Annotated in this window: 10 protein-coding genes; 6 read left to right on the forward strand and 4 right to left on the reverse strand. The window is 70.7% G+C overall.

Going from position 1 to position 9,051, the window contains the following annotated elements:
* Positions 1-100 precede the first annotated feature (100 nt).
* A complete protein-coding gene (folE, locus tag JNL41_RS16115; protein ID WP_293476700.1) occupies positions 101-733 on the forward strand; it encodes a GTP cyclohydrolase I FolE in 633 nt (210 codons plus the stop codon).
* Positions 734-850: 117 nt separating this feature from the next.
* Here the strand turns inward: folE and JNL41_RS16120 are convergent, their stop codons facing one another.
* Both JNL41_RS16120 and JNL41_RS16125 read right to left on the reverse strand, forming a co-directional pair.
* Positions 851-1,813, reverse strand: a complete 963-nt coding sequence (locus JNL41_RS16120) for a DUF817 domain-containing protein (protein ID WP_293476702.1) — start codon at positions 1,811-1,813, stop codon at positions 851-853.
* A 67-nt stretch (positions 1,814-1,880) separates the two neighbouring features.
* Entirely contained in the window at positions 1,881-2,264 is a 384-nt protein-coding gene (locus JNL41_RS16125; RefSeq protein ID WP_293476704.1) for a hypothetical protein, read from the reverse strand.
* Between the two features lie 82 nt (positions 2,265-2,346).
* On the opposite strand from JNL41_RS16125, the gene hisI reads away from it, so the two are divergent.
* Both hisI and JNL41_RS16135 read left to right on the forward strand, forming a co-directional pair.
* On the forward strand, positions 2,347-2,736 hold the full coding sequence (hisI, locus tag JNL41_RS16130) for a phosphoribosyl-AMP cyclohydrolase (protein ID WP_293476718.1): 390 nt from the start codon (positions 2,347-2,349) through the stop codon (positions 2,734-2,736).
* Positions 2,733-3,362, forward strand: coding sequence for a LysE family translocator (locus JNL41_RS16135; RefSeq protein WP_293476706.1), 630 nt, complete (start codon positions 2,733-2,735; stop codon positions 3,360-3,362). Before hisI ends, JNL41_RS16135 begins: the two co-directional genes overlap by 4 nt.
* 41 nt (positions 3,363-3,403) lie before the next feature.
* On the opposite strand, the gene JNL41_RS16140 is transcribed toward JNL41_RS16135, so the two are convergent.
* Positions 3,404-5,059: an alkaline phosphatase D family protein gene (locus JNL41_RS16140; protein ID WP_293476708.1), complete on the reverse strand. Its 1,656-nt coding sequence runs from the start codon at positions 5,057-5,059 to the stop codon at positions 3,404-3,406.
* Positions 5,060-5,124: 65 nt separating this feature from the next.
* On the opposite strand from JNL41_RS16140, the gene JNL41_RS16145 reads away from it, so the two are divergent.
* Together JNL41_RS16145 and JNL41_RS16150 are read left to right on the forward strand one after the other, a co-directional pair.
* A complete protein-coding gene (locus JNL41_RS16145) occupies positions 5,125-6,180 on the forward strand; it encodes an RluA family pseudouridine synthase (protein ID WP_293476710.1) in 1,056 nt (351 codons plus the stop codon).
* Between the two features lie 84 nt (positions 6,181-6,264).
* A complete protein-coding gene (locus JNL41_RS16150) occupies positions 6,265-7,581 on the forward strand; it encodes an MFS transporter (protein ID WP_293476712.1) in 1,317 nt (438 codons plus the stop codon).
* A gap of 21 nt (positions 7,582-7,602) precedes the next feature.
* On the opposite strand, the gene JNL41_RS16155 is transcribed toward JNL41_RS16150, so the two are convergent.
* Positions 7,603-8,088, reverse strand: a complete 486-nt coding sequence (locus tag JNL41_RS16155; RefSeq protein WP_293476714.1) for a VOC family protein — start codon at positions 8,086-8,088, stop codon at positions 7,603-7,605.
* 340 nt (positions 8,089-8,428) lie between these two features.
* Between JNL41_RS16155 and JNL41_RS16160 the strand changes: the two genes are divergently transcribed.
* On the forward strand, positions 8,429-9,051 hold a 623-nt coding region (locus JNL41_RS16160; protein WP_293476716.1), incomplete at its 3' end, for an RNA polymerase factor sigma-32.

Genomic DNA, 9,051 nt, shown 5'->3' on the forward strand with positions numbered 1-9,051 from the left:
CCGAGGCCAATCGCGCCCGTCCGCAAAGTGAATGGGTGGCACGCGTCATTTCCGGGACCATCGTCCCGGCGCAACTCAGCCCTGGGAAGAAACCATCAGCATGGATGCCCCTGCCCGCGACCGAACCCTCATCGGGTCCGAGGATGGAACCCTTGAGCCGTTCAGGCGCCCCAGCCGCGAGGAGGCCATGGAGGCCGTCCGCACGCTGATCGCCTGGGCCGGCGACGACCCGCGCCGCGAGGGCGTGATCGACACGCCGAAGCGCGTGGTCGACGCCTACGGCGAGTGGTTCGAGGGCTACAACCTCGATCCGTCCAAGGAACTGTCGCGGACGTTCGAGGACGTCCAGGGCTACGACGACATCGTCATGCTCCGCGAGATCGAGGTGGAGAGCCACTGCGAGCACCACATGGCCCCGTTCCTGGGCAAGGCGTTCGTGGCCTACATGCCGACCAACCGCGTCGTGGGCATCTCCAAGCTGGCCAAGGTGGTCGAGATCTTCGCGCGGCGTCTCCAGACCCAGGAGACCATGACCCAGCAGATCGCCGACGCCATCACCGACAGCCTGCGCCCGGCGGGCGTGGCGGTCCTGATCGACGCGGCCCACCAGTGCATGACCACCCGCGGCGTGCATCACCGGCACGTGTCGACGATCACCACCCAGTTCACGGGCGTCTTCAAGACCGACCCGACGCTCCGCCAGCGCTTCCTGGACTTCGTGAACCGGAAGTAGCGCCGGGTTCGCGCCGACGCCCTCGCCTCCCCCGCGCAGCGGCGGGAGGGCGACCGCGCGCCGAGCGCAGCCAAGAGCGCGTGGTGGAGGGGGCGGGCCGCCCCTGCTGAGGTCAATTCAGTCCGATCGACCCACCGAGCTTGACGCTCGCCCCCTCCACCAGCCGCTCTTCGGCGACTGGTCCCGCTCCCGCCGCTGCGCGGGGGAGGTAAGGGGGTTGGTCGCCTCGCCCTCGCCGGGCGACCGCGGCCGATGGACGAGGCTCACCAGCACGAAGCTCAGCAGCATCAGGAGATACCAGGCGCCCAGCTTGCCGAGCGAGACGAGGCGCCAGCCGTGGCGCTGTTCCGGGTAGGCCCAGGCGGCGGTGAAGGTGCCGACGTTCTCGGCGATCCAGATGAACAGCGCGACCAGGACGAAGCCCGGCAGGATCGGCATGCGCCGCGCCGCTCGGTCGGGCGTGAAGACAACCATCGTCGGCGCGAACAGCATCACCGAGACCACGAAGAGGACATTGCGGACGTCCAGCACGTAGTGGTGGGTGAAGAAGTTCACGTAGGCGGCCACGGCCAGCAGCGGCGGCGCCCAGAGCGGCGGATAGCGGACGAACCGAAACTCCATCAGCCGCCAGATGCGCGCGATGTACGAGCCGATCGCGGCGTACATGAATCCCGAGAAGAGCGGGACGCCGCCGATCCGGAGCACGCTGGCCTCGGGGTAGATCCACGAGCCCTGCGCTGTCTTGAACACCTCCATCGCGGTGCCGACGACGTGGAAGACGAGGATCACCAGCGCCTCGTCCCAGCGCTCCAGCCGCGTGGCGAGGAGCAGCACCTGCAGCGCCAGCGCGGCGACGACCAGCAGGTCGTAGCGGTCGAGCGGGGCGTCGGGCGGCCACCACAGCCGGGTGGCGATCAGCAGCGCCACCATCGCGCCGCCGAACAGACAGGCCCAGGCCTGCTTCAGCCCGAACAGCAGGAACTCGTAGGCCCAACCGTTCAGGCGGCCACGCGCGGCCCACGGCCGCGCCGCCGCGTCGAAGGCCAACACCCGGCCCTTGATCCACTCGTTCAGGCTCACGCCAGAAGGCTGGCGCGCGGCGGTGGAGCGGTGATGCAGCGGGCGTGGAGGGGCCGCGCGGTTGCGGTCAGGCCCGCCGAGGCCGCCAGAGCAGGCCCGCGATGGCCAGCGGGCCGAGGACGCCGGCGATCTGCATCCAGAGCGGGTGCGGCAGGGTGGCGATGGTGACCACCACGGACGCCGTCATCAGCACGCCCACCGCCAGCGCCGGCCAGCGCGCCCGGCCGACGGCGTTGGCGAGCCAGCCGCCGAAGGCCGTGCCCAGCCACCAGCCGCCGACGACGCAGAGCTTCGCCGCCAGCGGGATGTCGTCCATCATGTCGCCGAGCCTGGCGGGGTCCTTCACGTCCATCGGCAGCGGGAAGGCGGTCGAGGACGCCATCTCGACGGCCCAGACGATGGCGACCGCCGCCACGCATCCCAGCACGGTGCCCCCGATCGCGCGCAGCATTTCCGAAAGCTCCTCCCGGCCCCCGGGAACGATGGTACAGGGTCGGCGACCCGGCAAGGACCTGCCCGAGGACGACCTGGCTATGACCTTCCCGAACGCGCCCACGAAGGACGCCCTCGAGCAGGGCGAGACGCTCAGCCCGCGCTTCGACGCCGCCGGCCTGATCGCGGCGATCGCGACCCACGCCGACACCGGCGAGGTGCTGATGCTGGCCTGGATGAACGCCGAAGCGCTGGAAAGGACCCTCGCCACCGGCGAGGCGCACTACTGGAGCCGCTCGCGCGGCGAGCTCTGGCACAAGGGCGCGACGAGCGGCCAGGTGCAGGTCGTCGACGAACTGCGGGTCGACTGCGACCAGGACGCGGTGTGGATGAAGGTGCGGCCGCAGGGCGACGGCGGGGCCTGCCACACCGGCGCGCGCTCGTGCTTCTACCGCGTGGTCGACGGCGACGGCCGGCTTGTGCGCAAGTGACCGTCATCCAGGCGCTGCTGGCCTTCAGCGTCGCCGCCGCGCTGCTGACGATCACGCCGGGGCTGGACACCGCGATGGTTCTGCGGACCGCCGCGGTCGAGGGGCCGAAGCGGGCCGCGCTGGCGGCGCTGGGGATCATGGCCGGCTGCTTCCTGTGGGGCGCGGCGGTGGCGCTGGGGCTGGGCGTGCTGCTGGCCGCCTCGTCGCTGGCCTTCACGGTGCTGAAGTGGGCCGGCGCGGCCTACCTCGTCTGGCTGGGGATCGGCATGATCCTGAAGCCGCGCGAGCGGTTCGACGTGGACGGCGGCGGCAAGACGGCCGGCGGCAGCGACGTCACCTGGATGCGGCGCGGGTTCCTGACCAACCTGCTGAACCCGAAGATCGGCGTCTTCTACGTCTCGTTCCTGCCCCAGTTCCTGCCGCAGACCGCACCGGCGGCGCCCTTCATCTTCCTGCTGGTGGCGATGCACTGCGCGATGAGCGTGCTGTGGTTCGCCGGCCTGATCGCCGCGACACGGCCGCTGGCCGGCGCGCTCCAGAAGGCCGCCGTCGTCCGCTGGCTCGACCGCCTGACCGGCGGCGTCTTCCTGGCCTTCGGCGTGCGCCTCGCGCTCGAGCGGCGGTGACTCCCTGCCCGACCCCGCTCATCCCACCCGCGGAATAGAGTTCAGACCTCCTTCAGCGCCGAGACGCCCTTGCCGTCGGGACGGGCCTCGAAGGTCTTGACGGCGCGCGTGGTGAAGGCCTTCGCGTGGATGGTCGAGACCGCCATCAGTTCCGCCTTCAGCCTGTCGTGGCTCAGGGTCAGCAGGACGAAGCCCTTCGCCGCCTGATCGCAGAAGACCACCTCGGGGCTCACCTTGGCGAAGGCGCCGCCGATGTCGAACTTCAGGGCGTCGCCGCCTCCGGGGCTGGTCACGCCCGTCGTGCCGAACTCGACCGCCACACGCTTGCCCGACGCGTCGGAAAGCTCGTTGGCCCAGAAGGCGTGGCTGTCGCCGCTGACCACGACCGGCCGCGCGCCGGCCCTGGTGGCGATCTCGTAGACGCGCTCGCGGTCGACGGGATAGCCGTCCCACATGTCGAGGCCGTAGGGCATGCCGGCCCTGGCCAGCGGACCCCAGCGGCGGACGCGCCGCTTGCCGCCCTCGTCGAGATTGTCGAGCGCGCCGGGCGGGAAGTCCGTGTCCGGGTCGGGCAGGATGAGGCGGCCCATGACCACGCCCGACCCGATCACCTGCCAGGCGTGGCCCGCGGCGGCGGAACGGGCCAGGTGCTCGCCCAGCCACGCTTCCTGCCCGGCGCTCATGATGCGGCGGGACGGGTCGGCGAGCTTCCGGCGGAACGCGTCGATGTCGGGCCGGCCGTCCACGACCGGCAGGTCGGTGTCGTAGCTGAGCTGGCTGTCGCGGGCGGTGAGCCGCGTCTCCAGCATGATCACCTGGGCCAGGTCGCCGATGCGGAAGCTGCGTGCGGACGCCTCGGCCAGGCTCTGGCCGGCGGCAGGCTCGCGGATCGGCATCCATTCGTAATAGGCCTTGAGCGCCGTGGCCTTGCGCGCGGTCCAGTCGCCCTCGGTGTCGGGCTGGTGGTTCTGGCCGCCGGTGGAAAAGCTGTTGTTGCAGGTCTCATGGTCGTCCCAGGCGACGATCCAAGGCGCCTTGGCGTGGGCGGCCTGCAGGGCGGGGTCGGACTTGTACTGCGCGTGCCGGCGGCGGTAGTCGGCCAGCGTCACGATCTCGTGCGGCGGGTCGTGCGGCCGCTCGCCGGCGACCGGGCTGTCCATGCCGTAGGTCCCCGCGCCCCCGTACTCGTAGATGTAGTCGCCGAGCGCCAGGACGACATCGACCCGCGGCAGGTCGGCGATCGCCTGGTAGGCGTTGAAGTAGCCGTTCGGGTAGAGCGCGCAGGAGGTGGTGGCGATCACCGCATCCCGGGTCGGGCCGTCGGGCAGGGTGCGGGTGCGGCCCGTGGGCGAGGTCACGCCCTCGGCCGTGAAGGCGAAGGTGTAGGCCCGGCCGGCGTCGAGGCCGCCCACGTCGACCTTCACCGTGAAGTCGCGGTCGGGACCGGTGACGCCCGAGCCCTTCCGGGCGCCTCCGGCGCGGCGGTCGACCGGGTTCAGCGACCACGCGTAGGCGATGTCCCTGTGCGGGCTCTCGGGCGTGATCCGCGTCCAGAGCACCACGCGATCCTGCGTCGGGTCGCCAGAGGCCACGCCGTGCTGGAAGGTCACGCCGAGCGGCTTGGCCGTCTGCGCCGTCGCCGGCGTGGCCGCGCCGAGCCCCAGGAGCGTGAGCGCCTTGCGCCGATCGATCCGCATCGGAAGTCTCCCCCTGCCTGCCGCTCTGTATTAGGCGTCAGCGTATCACAGGAGCATGACGGCCGATGGCCCCTGAAGGCGAGCCCGAAAGCGACGACCCCGAAAGCGGCGGCCCCGAAGCCGACGACGGAGAGGGCGAGGTCTACGGCCTGCGGGTCGTCGCCGTGGGGCCGGACGCGGCGGGCGCGCGGCTGGACAAGACGCTGGCGGCGCTGCTGCCCGAGTTCTCGCGGGCGCGGCTGCAGGCGCTGATCGCCGAGGGCCGTGTGAGCCGCGCGGGCGCACCGGTGACCGACGGCTCCGCCAAGGCGACGGCGGGCGACTACCGCATCGAGATCCCGCCCCCGGTCGCCGCCGAGCCGCAGGCCGAGGCGATCCCGATCATGGTGCTGTACGAGGACGCGCACCTGATCGTCATCGACAAGCCGGCCGGCATCGCCATGCACCCCGCGCCGGGCAGCGAGAGCGGGACGCTGGTCAACGCCCTGCTGCACCACTGCGGCGACACGCTGTCGGGCATCGGCGGCGTGGCGCGTCCGGGGATCGTGCATCGGATCGACAAGGACACCTCGGGCGTCGTGGTCGTGGCCAAGACCGACGCGGCGCACCAGGGGCTGTCGGCGCTGTTCGCCGCGCACGACATCGAGCGGGTCTACGTGGCGCTGGTGCGCGGCTCGCTCCTGCCGCCGCGCGGGACGATCGAGGCGCCCATCGCGCGTTCGACCAGCGACCGCAAGAAGATGGCGATCGCCAGGACCGGCGGCCGCCACGCGGTGACCCACTACGCGGTCGAGAGGCTCTACGGGCCGGCGGAGAAGCCGCTGGCGGCGCGGGTGGCCTGCCGGCTGGAGACCGGGCGCACGCACCAGATCCGCGTCCACCTGGCCAGCCGCGGCTCGCCCTGCCTGGGCGACCCCGTCTACGGTTCCGGAGGACCGTCGAACCCGGTCAAGGAGGCCATCGCGGCTGCACGGCTTTCGCGGCAGGCCCTGCACGCCGCGGTGCTGGGCTTCGTCCACCCGATCACCGGCGAGACGATCCGTTGCGAGAGCCCGCTCCCCGCCGACATGGCCGCCCTCGAGGCCGAGCTCTCGCGGCTCGGCCGCGAGGACGGACGCTGATTTCCGCGCGGTCACACACGGCCGCCCGAGACCGTGCCATAGTGCCGGAAAGGCCGGAGCACTCGGCCTGCTGGGGGAAAGCCTATGACCGCCGCCGCCGCGCCCGCGCGCGACAACAAGCTCGCCAGGATTGTCGGCACCTCGGTCGCCGCCTCTTCCATCGAGTGGTATGACTTCTTCATCTACGGCACCGCCGCGGCGCTGGTGTTCCCGAAGCTGTTCTTCCCGGCCGACATGCCGCCCGCCGTGGCGCAGATCGCCGCCTTCTCCACGTTTGCCGTGGGCTTCATCGCGCGGCCCATCGGCGGGATGATCTTCGGCCACTTCGGCGACATCGTCGGGCGCAAGAAGGCGCTGGTGGTGGCGCTGCTGCTGATGGGGTCGGCGACCACGCTGATCGGCTGCCTGCCGTCCTACGCCACCGTCGGCGTGGCGGCGCCGCTGCTGCTGATCCTGCTGCGCTTCGCCCAGGGCCTGGCGGTCGGCGGCCAGTGGGGCGGCGCGGCGCTCCTCGCCACCGAGAGCGCGCCGCCGGGGAAGAAGGGCTTCTACGGCAGCTTCCCGCAGCTCGGCGTGCCGGCGGGCGTGGTGCTGGCCAACCTGATCTTCCTGATCATGACCGCCAACTTCGCGCCCGAGACCTTCGCCGCCTGGGGCTGGCGGGTGCCCTTCCTGCTGTCGGTGCTGCTGGTCGGCCTGGGGCTCTACGTGCAGCTCAGGCTGGAGGACACGCCGGAGTTCAAGGCGCTGGAGGCGGCGAAGGAGACCCAGGCCAGGGGCGCGCAGCAGAGCCCGATCCTGCAGGCCATCCGCAGGCATCCGAAGGAGATCCTGCTGGCGGCCGGCTCGTTCGTGGCGTCGAACGGCTGCTTCTACCTCGTGATCACCTTCCTGGTGTCGTACTGCGTGACCACGCTCGGCATGGACCGGCCGAAGGTGCTCTGGGCGCTGCTCGTGGGCACGCTGCTGTCGTCGCCCAGCCTACCGATCTCGGGATGGCTGTCCGACCGCTACGGTCGGCGCGGGGTCTACATGGTGGGCGCGGTGCTGGGCGGGGTGTGGGCGTTCGCGCTCTGGCCGCTGGTCGACGCCCAGGGCTTCTGGGGCATGGTGCTGGGCATCGCGCTGGCGCAGGTGTTCCTGAACTTCATGTACGGCCCGCAGTCGGCGCTGTTCAGCGAGCTGTTCTCGGCCGAGATCCGCTACTCGGGCGCCTCGCTGGGCTATCAGCTCGGCGCCATCGTCGGCGGCGGCTTCGCCCCGATCATCGCCACCGCGCTGCTGGCCGAATACAAGACCTCGGCGGTGATCGCGGCCTACATGGCGGCGCTCTGCACCGTCTCGTTCGTCTCGATCCTGCTGCTGGCCGAGACGAACAGGCGCGAGCACCGCACGCCGTAGCGCGGCGCTCGCGCAGGGGTCCTAGGCGGCTGCCTGGGCCGCCGCCTCGATCGCGGCGATGTCGAGCTTCTTCATGCCCATGAAGGCGTCGGTGGCGGCCCTGGCGCGGGCCGGGTTGTCGGGGCGCAGCAGCTTCGGAAGCTGCTCGGGCGTGATCTGCCACGAGAGGCCCCATCGGTCCTTGCACCAGCCGCACGGGCCTTCCTCGCCGCCGTTGCCGACGATGGCGTCCCAGTAGCGGTCGATCTCGGCCTGGTCCTTGCAGACCACCTGGACCGAGATCGCCTCGGTGAACCTGAACATGGGGCCGCCGTTCAGGCCGAGGAACTTCTGGCCGTTGATCTCGAACTCGACGGTCATGACGTCGCCGGCCTTCTTGCCGCCGGGCGAGTCCGCCGCGTAGGGCGTGACGGCGCCCAGCTTCGAGCCGGGAAAGAGCTGCGTGTAGAACCTCGCGGCTTCCTCGGCCTCGGCGTCGAACCAGAGGCAGGTGACGAACGGCTGCATGTGGGGCTCCTTGTCGCTGTGCATGTCCCAAGGACGAACCGCGCGCGCCGGTTCCGACACGTCCGCCGCGCGGCCATCCGAATGTGCTCCCGGCGCGTGCAGTTTCCCTGTCGCACGGATGAGAAACGGCGCCTTGTTCCTGCCATCTGAGCACTGTAAAAATGTTGACCATAGCAGTGGGATTTTCAGGGTCTCGCCTCCCAGCGACCCCTACCGCTCCCGGGAACCGATACCTATCTGAGTTGGTAGAGGGGGCGGACGTCGAAGCGCGAAAGACGCGCGCGCGACCCGAACGTCCCGGAGAGAGCCTTAGAAAAGCTCGCGAGTAAGGGGATCGAACATGGCCGCGAATGCGCTTGCCGTGATGTCGCCGGAAGGCGGCCTCAGCCGGTATCTGTCTGAAATCCGCAAGTTCCCGATGCTGGCCAAGGACCAGGAGTTCATGCTGGCCAAGAGCTGGCAGGAGCACGGCGACACCGAAGCCGCCCACCAGATGGTCACCAGCCACCTGCGCCTCGTGGCGAAGATCGCCATGGGCTACCGCGGCTACGGCCTGCCGATCGGGGAGGTGATCTCCGAGGGCAACGTCGGCCTGATGCAGGCGGTGAAGAAGTTCGACCCGGACAAGGGCTTCCGCCTGGCGACCTACGCCATGTGGTGGATCCGCGCGTCGATCCAAGAATACATCCTGCGGAGCTGGTCGCTCGTGAAGATGGGCACCACCGCCGCGCAGAAGAAGCTGTTCTTCAACCTGCGCAAGGCCAAGTCCGAGATCGCCGCCCTGCAGGAGGGCGACCTGCGCCCCGACCAGGTCAGCCAGATCGCCACCAAGCTGGGCGTGCTGGACGAGGAGGTCGTGTCGATGAACCGTCGCCTGAGCGGCGGGGACGCCAGCCTGAACGCCCCCCTGCGTTCGGACGGCGAGAGCGAGTGGCAGGACTGGCTGGTCGACAACGACACGCC

It is taken from the genome of Phenylobacterium sp. (genome assembly GCF_016793285.1).
GTDB lineage: Bacteria > Pseudomonadota > Alphaproteobacteria > Caulobacterales > Caulobacteraceae > Phenylobacterium.

Bases quoted from the DNA above. Each gene is read 5' to 3' on its own strand.
- JNL41_RS16140 (WP_293476708.1), bottom strand. From the start codon at position 5,059: ATGCGGATCGATCGGCGCAAGGCGCTCACGCTCCTGGGGCTCGGCGCG.
- JNL41_RS16125 (WP_293476704.1), bottom strand. From the start codon at position 2,264: ATGCTGCGCGCGATCGGGGGCACCGTGCTGGGATGCGTGGCGGCGGTC.
- JNL41_RS16145 (WP_293476710.1), top strand. From the start codon at position 5,125: ATGGCCCCTGAAGGCGAGCCCGAAAGCGACGACCCCGAAAGCGGCGGC.
- JNL41_RS16150 (WP_293476712.1), top strand. From the start codon at position 6,265: ATGACCGCCGCCGCCGCGCCCGCGCGCGACAACAAGCTCGCCAGGATT.
- folE (WP_293476700.1), top strand. From the start codon at position 101: ATGGATGCCCCTGCCCGCGACCGAACCCTCATCGGGTCCGAGGATGGA.
- JNL41_RS16155 (WP_293476714.1), bottom strand. From the start codon at position 8,088: ATGCAGCCGTTCGTCACCTGCCTCTGGTTCGACGCCGAGGCCGAGGAA.
- hisI (WP_293476718.1), top strand. From the start codon at position 2,347: ATGACCTTCCCGAACGCGCCCACGAAGGACGCCCTCGAGCAGGGCGAG.